Genomic DNA, 14,063 nt, shown 5'->3' on the forward strand with positions numbered 1-14,063 from the left:
GCCCTGAAAGGGCTGGGGACTCAGCCCAGGGTCAGCCGAGCCTCGGCGAGGCGACCCTGGGTAGTGTCATCAAAAGCCAGGAAGCAAACCCAGCACTCCGCCGCGCTCAGCTTCCACCAGCAGCGTCAACAACAAGCCCCGAAGCATGCCTGCTTCACAGAAATTCCCTTCACTCCAAATGTACGACGGCGAGCGCTGAACGCGCGCCATTCATTATCCCTTCCTCTCACTTCAGTGCCTTGAAGCGGACTTGCAGTTTTTTGAGTGCTTCCTTGTTGTCGGCGCTTTTGCGTTCCAGCTCGCGCAGCAGCGTCGCGGCACGCATTTTGTCTCCCGCGTTCATCAGGTCCTCGGCGTGGTTGGCCAGATCATTAAGCTGGGGAGTGAGGCCGGTCGTCGCGACAGTCTGGGATGCCTTGCCAGGATTCCCCCGGGCATGGCCGCCGAAAATGTTGTCGACCTTCATCCACGTGGCTTCGGAGCCATCCTCTGAAAACGCCAGCCAGAACAAGGCGTTGTTTTCACCACCGGCTTCCAAGACACGTCGATTGGCCACAACGGCATCCACCTTCTGCACGATCCATTTGTCCGCTTTCGCCCCGACTTCAAGTTCCTTCCCGTTCCAGCGCATCTTGAGTTCGGCCTTCTGATTCCTGCCCACCCAAACGATGTTCTGAATGTCCTGCGGAAAATTTTTCACCGGCTTGATGGCAGTTCCGGCATCAGCCTTGAACTCCACCATCTCGCTGATGTTGATCGGGGTGAGGACCTTTAAGTCGTCACTCACAAAATACCATGCAGCCCGGTTGTCGCTGAAAACGAGCTGGAACACACCCACATCCACGAAGGCATGCTCCTTGTACGGATTTTGATTCATGCCATTCCCCGTCACCGGGAAGATGCTTTCACCATCGTAACGCAGGTGCCTGAGCGAGTTCGTCCCCCGCAGATCCCAAAGCACATTGGTGATCGAGGTGGCAAATTTCTCCACCTCAGGCCATTCCTTTTGTTGGCCCTGGGCAAGACTGGCGAAGGCGACGAGCGAAACAAAAATGGCATGCAGCGGTCTCATTAGGGCGGATTCTGGCATTCAAAGCAGGCTCTGGCAATCTCCAAACCATGGGCGGCTTTTGCAGTGGCAATGCGCCCGGAAACGGCTATGAACACGGCCCACTCATCCGTACGACCATGCAACCGACGCCCGCAGCCCCAGAACATTCCGAGTCCGAACTCCTCCAATTCCGCCGCGAAAAGCTCGACGGACTGGTGAAGGCCGGACTGGACCCCTTCGGCGGCCGCTTTGACACCACGCATCAGCCCGGCGCGCTGAAAGAGCAGATGAAGTCCAATTTCGAAGAGCTTCAGGTCAGCGTCGCTGGCCGCGTGCTCTCTCGCCGCGAGATGGGCAAGGCCACCTTCTTTGACATCGGCGACATCACCGGCCGCATGCAGTGCTACCTCAGCAAGGGCGACGTGGGCGACGAAGCCTACGTGCAGTTCAATCAGCTCATCGACATCGGCGACTTCGTCGGCGTGGAAGGCTTCACCTTCGTCACCAAGCGCGGCGAAAACTCCATCCACGTCAAAAAGCTCACCCCGCTGTCCAAGGCCCTGCGTCCACTGCCCGACAAGTGGCACGGCGTGACCGACAAGGAGATCAAGTACCGCCAGCGCTACCTCGACCTCATTTCCAATGACCGCAGCCGCGAGATCTTCGTCACGCGCAGCAAGATGGTCGCCGCCATCCGCAGCTACATGCAGGAGCGCGGCTTCCTCGAAGTCGAAACCCCGATGATGCAGGACGTTCCCGGCGGCGCGGCGGCCAAACCCTTCGAGACCTTCTTCCACGCGCTGAATCAGCAGATGTTCCTGCGCATCGCGCCGGAGCTCTATTTGAAGCGCCTGCTCGTCGCCGGCTTCACGCAGATCTTTGAACTCAACCGCAACTTCCGCAACGAAGGCCTCAGCCGCCGTCACAATCCCGAGTTCACCATGCTCGAGGCCTACTGGGCCTACGCCGACTTCGAAAAGATGGCCGACCTCGTCGAAGGCATGATCTGCCACCTCGCCGAAAACTTCTGCGGCGGTCTCAAGATCGAGCACAAGGACGAAGAAGGCACCGTCACCAAGTCCATCGACCTCTCCCGTCCATGGCGCCGCGCCCGCTACACCGACCTCCTCAAGGGCGTCGATCCAAAGTGGTATGAATACACACCCGAAGAGCGCAAAGCCCGCGCCAAGGAACTCGGCGTCGAGATCGGAGCCAACTTCGAAGACTACGAAGTCACCCAGCACGTCTTCGAGCGCCTCATCGAAGCCAGGCAGTTCGATCCCCTCTACGTCACCCATTGCCCGAAGGAACTTGTCCCCCTGGCCAAGCAGAACGCCACAGACGACTCCATCGTCGACGTGTACGAACTCATCATCAACGGCCAGGAAATCAGCCCCGGTTACTCCGAACTGAACGACCCCATCGTCCAGCGCGAGCGCCTCGAGCACCAGGCTGGCGAAGAGACCCAGAAGATCGACGAAGAGTTCATCCTCGCCCTCGAGCACGGCATGCCCCCCGCCGGCGGCATCGGCATCGGCATCGACCGCCTCATCATGATGCTCACCGGCGCCGAAAGCATCCGCGACGTCATCCTCTTCCCCCAGTTGAAGCGGAAGGATTAAATCCTTCAGTCCGCGATCTGTTGCCTAAGCCCCGCTTCACCAAAGCGGAAGAATTCTCGTGCCAGCGTCCCCGGAGCCGAAGCGTAGCGTAGCGTACCAATGCGTCGCTTTAGCGACACTCTCGCCACAACTGTGCAGGGCCCGGCACAATCCCCAAAAAATCATCTCGCCATTGCCCTGAGGCGCCATCAAACTGCCGGGCATGCGAAACTTGGCCCTGCTTCTTCTTACGGTGGCTGCCACCTCACTCAGGTCGGCCACCCCGGAAACTCACCCATCGCCCAAGCCCGGGATAGTTAACGAAGAAGAGATGCCAAAGGAAGCCGGGCCCGCAGTAAAAGCACTGCAACAATTCCTGGCGGCCACCACGGTGGAAGAACGCCTGCGCCACACTTTGCATGCAGACGCCATGAAGCCGCTCATGGAGCGTTATTATAAACAGGCCCCCGAAGGCCCCGTGCTCGTGGACCGCATTCAATTCATAAGGATGGACCCGAATCCCAGTCTGGTCGCTGGAACCACCTGCATCTTCAACCTGGAAAGCAAGGCTTGGGAATTCTCGGTTCCCGTGATGCTGCAAGAAGAACCAGATGGTTTCAAAGTCGAGTGGCCGGCCTTCGTGGAGTTCAAAGACCAACTGCTGGAAAAATTCTTCACGGCATACCAGAAAGAGCCCATGCGCTTCCATGTGGGAATCCAGCGCAACCACTGCTTCGACAAAGAGATACCCGACCTTTCAGGCAAGGACAGCTTCTGCGTCAGTCCTGCACCTCCCAATTCTTTTCAGGGCAACGTATTGCTTGGGAAAGACACGGATCTTGCGAAGAAACTCAGCACCACCATGCCGTGGGAGACCCATATCTGGGCCGTCGTGGAACTGGAATGGAAAAAACAGGACACACAGCAGTGGGTGGAACTGAAGAGCGTGCCACAGATGCACTGGTACTCCCTGCCGGCGGACCAGCGCCAAAGCAGTAAATGACGAGCGCTGCCGGCACGTCATCTGGGCCGATCCAAATGTCACTTCTTCACCGTCTTGCCTGCATCCAGAAACTCGATCGCCTTCTTGAGCCATTCAGCCTTCGGCGGCTGATGCCCCTGCCCCGGCACGTTCATCAGCTCCACCGCTTTGAACCCCTCTTTCTTAAAGCCGTTTTCAAACACCGCGCTCGTGTTCTTGAGATTGAAATCCTTCTCTCCCGTTACGAGCACATAACGGCACTGGTCCTTCGCCAGCGCGGCGATCTCCTCATGCGGAATGTACCGCGCCTCAAAGACCTCACTTTTATCCAGGGTGACGATGTCGGTGTAAAAATTCGTACCCATGAAGGCGATGGTCCCGGTGAACATGTCCGCATACGTCACGCCAAGCATGCTGGCCACACGCCCGCCGCCCGAGAAGCCGGAAACATAGACGCGCTTGTCGTCGATGTCATAGAGGTCCCGCATGTTGTCATTCGCATCCACCGCCATGCGCATGCGGGCGAAGACTTCGCGGTTGTTGCCGGAATTATGCGCACCCACAAAGATGAGTTTCTTCTCCGCGAGCACGGCCTCCCATTCAGGCGAGATCGAAGGCGCGGGACTCGGACTCACCCAGATGAAGAGTCCATGCGGATCGCCCTTCTTGTACTTCTTCGGCACGATGATGTCGAACTTCTCCATGCTCACGTCGTAGGGCGGCGGCGTCTCCGCCGCATGCATGCGCATCTTGATCTGCGCATTGTCAGAAACCTGCGGCGAGACCTTGAAGGAAATGGGCGAACGCACACCGGGCTTGATCGCCACATCGGCGGCGAAGCTAAGCGCGGTCAGGAAGGGAAGTATCAGGAGGAGCCGGGACATGCGCCGATCAAAGCGGCTCCGTTTGCGGCTGTCGATGCTGAAATCATGCAATCTCTCAGCTGCACCACTCGTTCACGGGCCCATGAAGCACCTGCTCTGCCTCTTCCTCCTCACACTCTCCCTGCGTGCCGCAGATCGCGCGCCCAACATCGTCTTCATTCTCGCAGATGACCTCGGCTACACGGACGTCGCCTGCTTCGGCTCCAAATACTACGAGACGCCGAACATCGACAAACTGGCCGCCCAGGGCATGAAGCTCACACGGCACCACCACTGCCAGAACTGCCAGCCCACACGCGCAGCCCTGATGAGCGGACAGTACTCCCCACGCACCGGCGTCTACACCGTCGGCGGCATCGACCGCTTTGGATGGGAGTCACGCCCATTGCGTCCGGTGGACAACGCCCAGCAGCTGCCCCTGGAGAAAATCACCATCGCTCAAACCATGAAGCAGGCCGGATACACCACCGGCATGTTCGGCAAATGGCACCTCGGCGAAAAAGACGCCTGCCATCCCGGGCAGCGCGGCTTTGACGAAGCCATCGTCACCATGGGCAAACACTTCGATTTCAAAACTCAGCCACCAGTCGAATACCCAAAAGGCGAATACCTCGCCGACTTCCTCACCGACAAGGCCGTCGATTTCATCCAGCGCCACAAAGACGCCCCCTTCTTCCTCTACCTGCCTCATTTCGGTGTCCATTCCCCGCACGACGCCAAAGATGAAATCACCGCCCGCTTCAAAGACAAGCCCCCCGTCGGCGGCCATCACAGCCCGGTCTACGCAGCCATGATCGCCAGCGTGGACGAAAGCGTCGGCCGCATCATGGCCACCCTCAACGAACTCAAACTCGCCGACAACACCGTCCTCATTTTCGCCAGTGACAACGGCGGCGTGGGTGGCTACGCCCGCGAGGGCCTCAAAAAAGCAGGCGACATCACCGACAACGCCCCGCTCCGCAGCGGCAAAGGCAGCCTCTACGAAGGCGGCACCCTTGTCCCCTTCATCGTCCGCTGGCCCGGCATCACCAAGCCCGGCTCCAGCAGCGAGGTTCCCACCATCCACGTGGATCTATACCCCACCTTCGCCGAGATCGGCAAAGCCACACCTCCCGCCAATCAACCCCTCGATGGCGAGAGCCTCGTCCCACTCTTTCGCGATGCCTCCGCCAGCCTGAAGCGCGACGCCATCTACCAGCACTTCCCCGGTTATCTCGGCGCAGGAGAAAACACCTGGCGCACCACTCCCGTCGGCCTCATCGAAGAAGGCGATTGGAAGCTCATGGAGTTCTTCGAAGACGGCCGCCTCGAATTGTACAACCTCAAGGATGACATCGGCGAGCAGAAAAACCTCGCCGCCGAACAGCCCGAAAAAACCAAGGAACTCCACGCCAAAATGCTCGCATGGCGAGAGGTCATCAAAGCACCGATGCCCACGAAAAACGACCAGCAGACCACCGCAGCACCCCAGAAAAAGGGCAAAGGCAAAAAGAAGAAAGCGGACTAAACCCGCTCACTTTTTCCGCGCCAGATACACAAACGCCGGCGGCACATTGCCCCACACGATGCGGCTGGTTTCCACGCCATGCGTCATCTCATGCAGCAGCGCACGAAACTGCCTGCCGCCCGGCAGCTTGTGAAATCCCCAGTACGCAAAAGTGGCAAAGCATCCTCCCGGCGCGAGGTGCGGCAGCACATTGTTCAAAATGGCCTCCTGCAGCCCGCGCGGAAACGCCGTCCACGGCAGGCCGCTCACGATCGTGTCGAATTTCTCTCCCTCTGGCAGCACCTGGCTGAAATCAAACTCCTGCGCACCGGCGCACTCAAAGCGCATCTTCGGAAACCGTGGCCGCAGTTGCTGCACAAAGGTCTCGATCAGCTCGATGCCCACATAGTCCGCATCACGCGGCATGGCGTCGGCAATGGCTCCGGTAAAGGCACCCGTTCCGGGCCCAAGCTCAAGAATCCGTTTGGACTTCCACACACCCGCAGACTCCATCATGCGCTCCGCCAGCGCCGTACTGGAGGGCGCCACCGCGCCGATGGTCTTCCAGTTATGACGCAGTTCTTTGACGAAGGTGACGGCAGACATTGAGGGCCGATGTTAACGAGTACCTGCCATGGCGCGAGAGCTTTTGCAGCAGAATGCCTTCAAGAAGGACAATTATTTTTTGATCTCCGCCGCGATCCGCTTCCGGCAGTCTTCTGCAGCTTGAGTGTACGGATGGCCCTCACCCAGGCCTTTTTTAAAGCCCTCCTGCGCGCGCGCCATGAAAACCAGCGCCTCCTTGTGCCTGGCCTGCGCCTCAAGGCACAAAGCCAGATTGAAACAGCTCATGAAAACATCCGCATGCTTCGCTCCCAGCACCTTCTCGCGCAGCGCCAGCACCTTGCGGTGTTCCTGCTCCGCTTCCACATGACGCTCCTGCTCCTGCAGCACCGCCGCCAGATTGTTCCGGCTTGCCAGCGTCTTGGGATGCTTCACACCCAGCTGCCGTTCGCGCAGCTCCAGCACCGCCCGGTGTTCCTTCTCGGCCTCCGCATGCCTGCCCATGTCATTCAGCGCCGTCGCCAGGTTGTTGCGGCTGTCCAGCGTGTCCAAATGCTCTTCGCCCAGCACACGTTGCCTCACCTCCAGCACCGCCCGGTATTCACGCACCGCCTCGGCGTTCTTCCCCTGTTCCTGCAGCGTCATCGCCAGATTGTTCCGGCTCAGCAAAGTGTCCGGGTGCTCCTTGCCCAGCACACGCTGGCGGATGGCCAGCACCGCACGATTTTCTTTTTCCGCCTCGGCATACTTGCCCTCCCCGGCCAGCGTAGCCGCCAGATCACTCCGGCTTGTCAGCGTGTCCGGATGCTCCTTGCCAAACACCTCCCTGCAGGTGGACACGATCACCCGCAGTTCCGCCTCCGCCTCCACCAGCCGCCCCTGGGCAGACATGGCGGCCGCGCTTTGGTAATGCCGATGAAGAGCGATCAAGCGCCCCTTCTCACTCGCCATCTCCGCCTTCGGCGACTCAGCTCTCAAGCCAGCCCACGGCAGCAGGCAGACAGCTGACATCACCAAGGATAGGCGTATTTCATGCATGGGCGTGTAGGATCATGCGGATGATGGGATGGTGAAGCAAGACTAAAATCCGGTCAGACGGCGCTCTCACATATGAAAATGACTAATGCATACTTTCTAAACTTTGAACGCCTTCCACGCTGCCGCGTCCAATCCCGCCTCAGCTTCGTGCTGAACTTAAGCCCTTCATCCAACCATGAAATCCCTCTTCAAAACTCTCGGTTTTTCCGCCCTCACTCTTTCCACGGTCCTGCTGACCCAGTGCGCCGCCCCCCGTGCAGGAACCCAAGCTGAAAGCGCTCGTGCCGCCACTCCCATACAGACAGGAAACGTCACAGTAAAAGCTCTGGGTGACACCACTGTCGCCACACGCAGGCTGATCCATCATCCACTCACCAACAAGGACATCGGCAAAGTGTACGAGGAAATCACCATCGTGTCACCCCGTGGCACCTCGGTCGAAGAACGCGTCATCGTGCGCGCCTTGCCAAAGCTGGAGACCAATGTCGTCTCCAAATAACCCGCACCACGGGCCTGTCCCTGCCCTGGGTTAGTTTCCACAGCCGCAGGCTGTTCTCTTGACGTGTGTGGTGCTTTGCAGCGAGACTTCGCACCACACACGCCATGCCTTACCTCCTCGACGCGATCGTCATCCTCGGTTACTTCGCCCTGATCATCGGCATCGGTCTGTCGCAGCGCAGCAAAAGCGACAGCGTGGAAGGCTTCACCCTCGGCGATCGTCAGATCGCATGGTGGGCCGTCCTCGCCTCCATCCTCGCGGCGGAGATCAGTGCCGGCACCTTCTTCGGCGCTCCGGGCGAAGGCTTTGCACTGCGCAATTTCACCTACATCCAGCTCATTGTCGGTTATCTGCTCGCGCGCGTGGTCGTCAGCGCCGTCTTCATTCCTGCCTATTACCGGCACAATGTCGTCAGCATCTATGAATTCCTCGGCCAGCGCTTCGGCCCCCGCACGCGGCGGCTGACGTCCGCCGTGTTTCTCGTCACCCGCACGCTGGCCAGCGGCACACGACTCTGGGTGCCCAGCATGCTGCTGGTTCTGCTGTGGCATCTGCAATATCCCAACGAATTCTTGTCTCCCACCAAGGAGTTCTTCCTCACTGGCGGCGCATTGGTTTTAGTCACACTCGCCACCGCACTCTACACCTCCGTCGGCGGCATTCGCGCCGTGATCTGGACGGATGTGATTCAGATCATCGTCCTCATCTGCGCCCTCGGCTTTTCCTTGTTCTATCTGCTCGGCCACATCCCCGGCGGCTGGGCCGGTGCCACCAAACTGCTCAACGGCGACAAAGACCTGCTCTTCTGGGACTGGGGCTTCAAGGAGGGCGCAGGCGTCTGGGGCAACATCAAAGGCATCCTCGAACAGGAGTACACCGTGTGGGCCGCTTTCCTCGGCTCCACCTTCGTCACTCTCGCCACACACGGCACTGACCAGGACATGGTCCAGCGCATGCTCACCGCCAAAAACAAAAAGCAGAGCGCCGTCGCCACCATCCTCTCCGGCCTGGCAGATGTGCCCATCACGCTCGTCGTCCTCGCCATCGGCATCCTTCTTTGGGTTTACTACCAGCAGAATCCAGACCTCACATTGCCACGCAGTGAATCCGGCATCGTCTCCGCAAACAAGGTCTTCCCCCACTTCATCCTCACCGTCATGCCCGCTGGCATTCGCGGTCTCGTGCTGGCAGGCGTCCTCGCCACCGCCATGGGCTCCCTGAGCACAGCGCTCAATGCCCTCGCCACCAGCTACGTGCGCGATTTCCACTTCCGCTGGTTCGGCGAGCCAGCCACAGACGCAGGCCGCGTGCGCGTGCTGCGCTTTGGCACCGTTCTCTTCGCCGCCCTGCTCATCTCCGTTGCGCTCGGCACCGCCTGGGTCACCGCACATAATCCCACACTCCGCATCCTTCCCATTATCTTGGGCATCTTCGGCTACACCTACGGCTCGCTGCTCGGTGTGTTCATGGTGGGCCTCTTTACCCGCTCCCGTGGCAATGATTTTGGCAACATCCTCGCCATGCTCGCAGGCTTCATCGTCGTCGCCTACCTCAGCGGCCTGGACATCGATGTGCTGAAACTCTTCAATGCCAAAAGCACCTGGAAACATGCCGACTGGGTGCCCGTCATCGAGTTCCCGTGGCGCATCATGTTTGGCACCGTCGTCACCTTCTGCGTTGCGGTCCTCTTCCGCACCCCCGCCCAGGCGCAGGCAGACATGCGGGCATAAAAAAGCGCGGACCGTTTCCAGTCCGCGCCTTTTTTGATTCCGTTGACGATCCCGCCAGCGGCACCGTCTTCCACCACTCTTACGAATAGCTGGCCTGCTGGCCCTTGATGTCGCGCTTCTTGATCCACGGCATCAGGCTGCGGAGGCGTGCGCCGGTCTTCTCGATCGGGTGCTTCTCGCCGTCCTTGAGCAGCTTGTTGAACTTCTTGTAGCCGGTCTTCGTCTCGCGGATCCACTCCTTGGCAAACTTGCCGGACTGGATGTCCTTGAGAGCTTCCTTCATGCGCTTCTTCACCGACTTGTCGATGATTTTCGGACCGACCTTCACGTCGCCCCACTTGGCGGTTTCGGAGATCGAGAAACGCATGCCAGCAATGCCGGACTCGTTCATCAGATCGACGATGAGCTTCAATTCGTGCAAGCACTCGAAGTAGGCCATCTCAGGAGCGTAGCCGGCTTCCACCAGCACTTCAAAGCCGGCCTGCACCAGCGCGCTGGCGCCGCCGCAAAGCACGGTCTGCTCGCCGAAGAGATCGGTTTCGGTTTCTTCCTTGAAGGTCGTTTCGAGGACACCACCACGGGTGCCGCCGATGCCGTGCGCCCAGGCAAGGGCGATCTTCTTGGCCTGCTTGTCAGCGTTCTGATAAATGGCGATGAGGGCGGGGACGCCTTTGCCTTCGGTGTATTGACGGCGCACGATGTGGCCCGGGCCTTTCGGGGCCACCATGATCACGTTCACGTCCGTTGGAACGATGATCGTCTTGAAGTGAATGGCGAAGCCGTGGCTGAACAGCAGGGTCTTGCCCTTGGTCAGGAATGGCTTGATGTCCTTGTCGAAAACAGCGGCGATTTTGGTGTCCGGCACCGCGACGAAGATCACGTCAGCTTTCTTCACGGCTTCAGCGGTGTCATAGACCTTGAGGCCCTTTTCTTCTGCCACTGCGCGGCTCTTGCTGCCGGGGTAGAGGCCGATGATCACATTGACGCCGCTCTCTTTAAGGTTCAGAGCGTGGGCGTGGCCTTGGGAGCCGAAGCCGATCACAGCGCAGGTCTTGCCTTTGAGCGGTGCAAGGCTGGCGTCTTTTTCAGTATAGATTTTCGCGGGCATATAAGTTCTGGTTAGAGGGGCGGCGATAGTGCTTCAAGGGGGGGGCGGGGTCAAACGGCTTTTTCCCGCCCCGCCAAGGCTGTCATTGACCGCCACGGGCCACTGGGTAGTCTCCGCGCCTCCAATATGAAACCCACCATCGCCCTGCTCTGCACCGCACTTGCTGCGGTACCACTCATTCACGCCCAGGATGTCAAACCCGCACAGCCGGCCGACGCACCCGCAGCTTCCCCCACCCTCCCCATGGATAAAGTCAGCTACTTCATCGGCAAAAACGTCGGCAATTCCATCCTCAAGCAGCAGGAGAAAATCGACATCAAGGAGTTCACTGAAGGCGTCAAAGACGCTCTCACCTCCAAGAAAAGCTCCAGCTACTCCATGGGCACCGGCCTCGGCCAGCAGTTCGCCAGCGAAGGCATCCCGATCGACATCGAAAAATTCATCGCCGGCATCACCCACACCGTGAAGCCCGGCTCTGACAAGCCCGCCTACACCGAAGAAGAACTCACCGCCGCCATGGCCTCCTTCGAGATCTTCATGAAGGCCAAGGCTGAAGCCAACATGACGCCTGAGCAGCGCGCCGAACAGGCCGCCGTGAAGCAGAAAATGGCCGCCGCCAAGGAAGAGGGCGTAAAATTCCTCGCCACCAATGGCAAGCGCAAGGAAGTCACCACCACCAAGAGCGGCCTCCAGTATGAAATCATCAAGGCCGGCACCGGACCCAAGCCCGCCATCACCGACACCGTCAGCGTTCACTACCACGGCACCCTCGTGAACGGCACCGTCTTCGACAGCTCCGTCGAGCGCGGCATGCCCGCCACCTTCGGCCTGCAGGAAGTCATCAAAGGCTGGACCGAAGGTCTTCAGCTCATGCCCGTCGGCTCCAAGTGGAAGTTTGCCATCCCCTCCGATCTCGCCTACGGCGACAGCGGCAGCCCAAGCGGCGGCATTGGCCCAGGCGTCCCTCTCATCTTCGAAGTCGAGCTCCTTGGCATCGTGAAGTAATCGCACCCTTCATCATTGAATCACATCAGGGCAGGTCCTCGGACCTGCCCTTTTTTCATTTGGAGCGCCAATCGCAAACCTTTTGGACTGCGGTTGCGAAGCGAGGAACGAGCGCAGCTACCGCTTTCCGCAGGCCTCTCAACTCACGCCCACCTCTAGAGACACTCGAAAACGGATCATGTGTTTTAGCCGGATTTTGCCGCAATATCGCCAGTCCGCCGTTTTGCGCTGTTCGCGGAACCCGCCTGATCGTTTGCGATCTCCACTCCGTATGACTCCTGAGACTCGCCTCACATGTCCCCTGCCCCGCTTTCACCCTCCGCTTCTTCGACACGCCTGCTGTCCCTCGATGCCCTGCGCGGTTTCGACATGTGCTGGATTCTCGGTCTTTCCACCGTGCTCTCCCAGATGCTCAATCGTGCCTTCCCCGGCTCCGATGTTGTCACCACCATCACCACCCAGTTCAAGCACGTGGACTGGGCCGGCTTTCGTTTCTATGACCTGATCTTCCCCCTCTTCCTCTTTCTCGCAGGCGTCTCCCTCGCCATCGCACTGCCCCGGCGTCTCGCACGCGCGGGCCGCCTCTCGACCATCCGCCACCTGCTCGCACGCGCCGCCATTCTCGTGGTCCTCGGCATCATTTTCTCCGGCGGCATAAAAAACGGCTGGGATCAAATCCGCTGGCTCGGCGTCCTCCAGCGCATCGGCATCGCCTCAGCAGCCGCCGGTTTGCTCTCGCTCTGGCTGAACACACGCAGTCTCACCATCACAGTCATTGCAATACTGCTCGTTTACTTCCTCGTTCTGCGTTTCGGTTTTGGCGGGGGAACTTTCGCCGAAGGCCTGAACATCACCAATGAGTTCGACCGCATGTGGCTCCCCGGACGCAAATACGACGGCGACCACGACCCCGAAGGCATTCTCAGCACCCTCCCCGCCATCGCCACCGCCCTTCTCGGCCTGCTGGCGGGCAAATGGCTCACAAGCTCCACCTCACCCTGGCGCAAAGTCACTGCCCTCATCGCCTCCGGCCTCATCATGCTCGCCCTCGGCTGGGCCTGGCATCCCTTCTTCCCCGTCATCAAGAAAATCTGGTCCTCAAGCTTCGTCCTCGTCGCCGCCGGCTGGAGCGCCCTCCTCCTCGCCCTCTTTTACTTCATCGTCGATGTCCTCGGCTGGCGGCGCGGCCTCGCCCCCTTCCTCTGGGTCGGCTCCAACCCCATCGCCCTCTACCTCTGCTCCGGTTTCGGTTTCTTCCGCACCATCAGCGAACGCCTCGCCACCACACCCCCGCCCCCCTACGACTGGCTCCCCTCCGCCCTGACCTTCGCCCTCATGCTCGCCACCGCCCAGTGGCTCCACAAACGCCAGCTCTTCCTCCGTGTGTAAAACGAACATCCATGGTAACTATTCAGGTCCTGCGAAGAGGCCGATGTGCGCTCCCCTCCCCAGCCTCTCCCCGAAGGAGATAAGGAGCAACGGAGCCTTGGGCGGGAAGAGGAGATTCGCGCTGGAGAGCTTCGAAACTGAATCGGAGTCGCAATGCGTTACTCCTCTCCCCGTCGAGGACGTGGCTTGGTAGATGCTACCTTCGGGGAGAGGTCGGGTGAGGGGAAAAGTTGAAGCCGTCGAAAGCAGCACATTGGCCGCTAACCTGCATTTCCCGCACTCACAGGGAATCCACGAACAGCGTGTTGCCGCCATGATGTAGCTCGGAGCCGTAGCGAAGCGGAGACAGCCGCAGGCAATTCCGATACCGAGTCGGTGCCGTCGCGGAATCGGAATTCCGCGCTACATCCCCGCATGTCAACGCTGAGAGTGTGAGAAGTGCGGGCTGACACGCTTCCGCCCGCTGTCTCCCCCCCAGGACTTGAAGAGTCACCATCCATGTTCGTTCCCTCTCAGCACAGTCCAAATCTGAACCATTAAAAACCGCCTTCTCTTCCACAGCCAGTCTGTGTCTGACTCAGATGGATTGAAGTACGACGGACACTCCTGTTGTATTCCATGATGTTGCACTGTGTTGCATTCATTTGCAAAGCCTTGCAGCACAAGGGTTCGGCGATGATTGCGCGTTGCGCCCAATTGCATCCAGTGGGGCTGAATTGCACGTTT

Annotated in this window: 12 protein-coding genes; 7 read left to right on the top strand and 5 right to left on the bottom strand. The window is 59.6% G+C overall.

Annotation, left to right across the window (positions count from 1 at the left end; translation table 11 throughout):
- Nucleotides 1-226: 226 nt before the first annotated feature.
- Complete coding sequence (locus WAW39_RS09255) at nucleotides 227-1,072, bottom strand: hypothetical protein (RefSeq protein ID WP_422318041.1); 846 nt, start codon at nucleotides 1,070-1,072, stop codon at nucleotides 227-229.
- A gap of 116 nt (nucleotides 1,073-1,188) precedes the next feature.
- Between WAW39_RS09255 and lysS the strand changes: the two genes are divergently transcribed.
- On the top strand, nucleotides 1,189-2,673 hold the full coding sequence (gene lysS, locus WAW39_RS09260; protein WP_422318043.1) for a lysine--tRNA ligase: 1,485 nt from the start codon (nucleotides 1,189-1,191) through the stop codon (nucleotides 2,671-2,673).
- Nucleotides 2,674-2,884: 211 nt separating this feature from the next.
- A complete protein-coding gene (locus WAW39_RS09265) occupies nucleotides 2,885-3,655 on the top strand; it encodes a hypothetical protein (RefSeq protein ID WP_422318045.1) in 771 nt (256 codons plus the stop codon).
- Between the two features lie 38 nt (nucleotides 3,656-3,693).
- Here WAW39_RS09265 and WAW39_RS09270 read toward each other — a convergent pair whose 3' ends face one another.
- Nucleotides 3,694-4,518 (bottom strand): alpha/beta hydrolase family protein, encoded by an 825-nt coding sequence (locus WAW39_RS09270; protein ID WP_422318047.1) that lies wholly within the window; start codon nucleotides 4,516-4,518, stop codon nucleotides 3,694-3,696.
- Nucleotides 4,519-4,600: 82 nt separating this feature from the next.
- On the opposite strand from WAW39_RS09270, the gene WAW39_RS09275 reads away from it, so the two are divergent.
- Nucleotides 4,601-6,025, top strand: coding sequence for a sulfatase (locus WAW39_RS09275; protein ID WP_422318049.1), 1,425 nt, complete (start codon nucleotides 4,601-4,603; stop codon nucleotides 6,023-6,025).
- Nucleotides 6,026-6,031: 6 nt separating this feature from the next.
- Here WAW39_RS09275 and WAW39_RS09280 read toward each other — a convergent pair whose 3' ends face one another.
- Nucleotides 6,032-6,610, bottom strand: coding sequence for a class I SAM-dependent methyltransferase (locus WAW39_RS09280; RefSeq protein WP_422318051.1), 579 nt, complete (start codon nucleotides 6,608-6,610; stop codon nucleotides 6,032-6,034).
- Nucleotides 6,611-6,682: 72 nt separating this feature from the next.
- Entirely contained in the window at nucleotides 6,683-7,606 is a 924-nt protein-coding gene (locus tag WAW39_RS09285) for a tetratricopeptide repeat protein (RefSeq protein WP_422318053.1), read from the bottom strand.
- Between the two features lie 175 nt (nucleotides 7,607-7,781).
- Between WAW39_RS09285 and WAW39_RS09290 the strand changes: the two genes are divergently transcribed.
- Together WAW39_RS09290 and WAW39_RS09295 are read left to right on the top strand one after the other, a co-directional pair.
- Nucleotides 7,782-8,105 carry a hypothetical protein gene (locus WAW39_RS09290; RefSeq protein WP_422318055.1) on the top strand — a complete coding sequence of 108 codons (324 nt, stop codon included), beginning with the start codon at nucleotides 7,782-7,784 and terminating at the stop codon, nucleotides 8,103-8,105.
- A gap of 104 nt (nucleotides 8,106-8,209) precedes the next feature.
- Nucleotides 8,210-9,835, top strand: coding sequence for a sodium:solute symporter (locus WAW39_RS09295; protein WP_422318057.1), 1,626 nt, complete (start codon nucleotides 8,210-8,212; stop codon nucleotides 9,833-9,835).
- Nucleotides 9,836-9,914: 79 nt separating this feature from the next.
- Here the strand turns inward: WAW39_RS09295 and ilvC are convergent, their stop codons facing one another.
- Entirely contained in the window at nucleotides 9,915-10,943 is a 1,029-nt protein-coding gene (gene ilvC, locus WAW39_RS09300) for a ketol-acid reductoisomerase (protein WP_422318059.1), read from the bottom strand.
- 126 nt (nucleotides 10,944-11,069) lie between these two features.
- Between ilvC and WAW39_RS09305 the strand changes: the two genes are divergently transcribed.
- On the top strand, nucleotides 11,070-11,948 hold the full coding sequence (locus WAW39_RS09305) for an FKBP-type peptidyl-prolyl cis-trans isomerase (protein ID WP_422318061.1): 879 nt from the start codon (nucleotides 11,070-11,072) through the stop codon (nucleotides 11,946-11,948).
- A 294-nt stretch (nucleotides 11,949-12,242) separates the two neighbouring features.
- Nucleotides 12,243-13,337: an acyltransferase family protein gene (locus WAW39_RS09310; RefSeq protein WP_422318063.1), complete on the top strand. Its 1,095-nt coding sequence runs from the start codon at nucleotides 12,243-12,245 to the stop codon at nucleotides 13,335-13,337.
- Nucleotides 13,338-14,063: the final 726 nt, after the last annotated feature.

The organism is Prosthecobacter sp., assembly GCF_049294395.1.
Classification (GTDB): Bacteria; Verrucomicrobiota; Verrucomicrobiia; order Verrucomicrobiales; family Verrucomicrobiaceae; genus Prosthecobacter.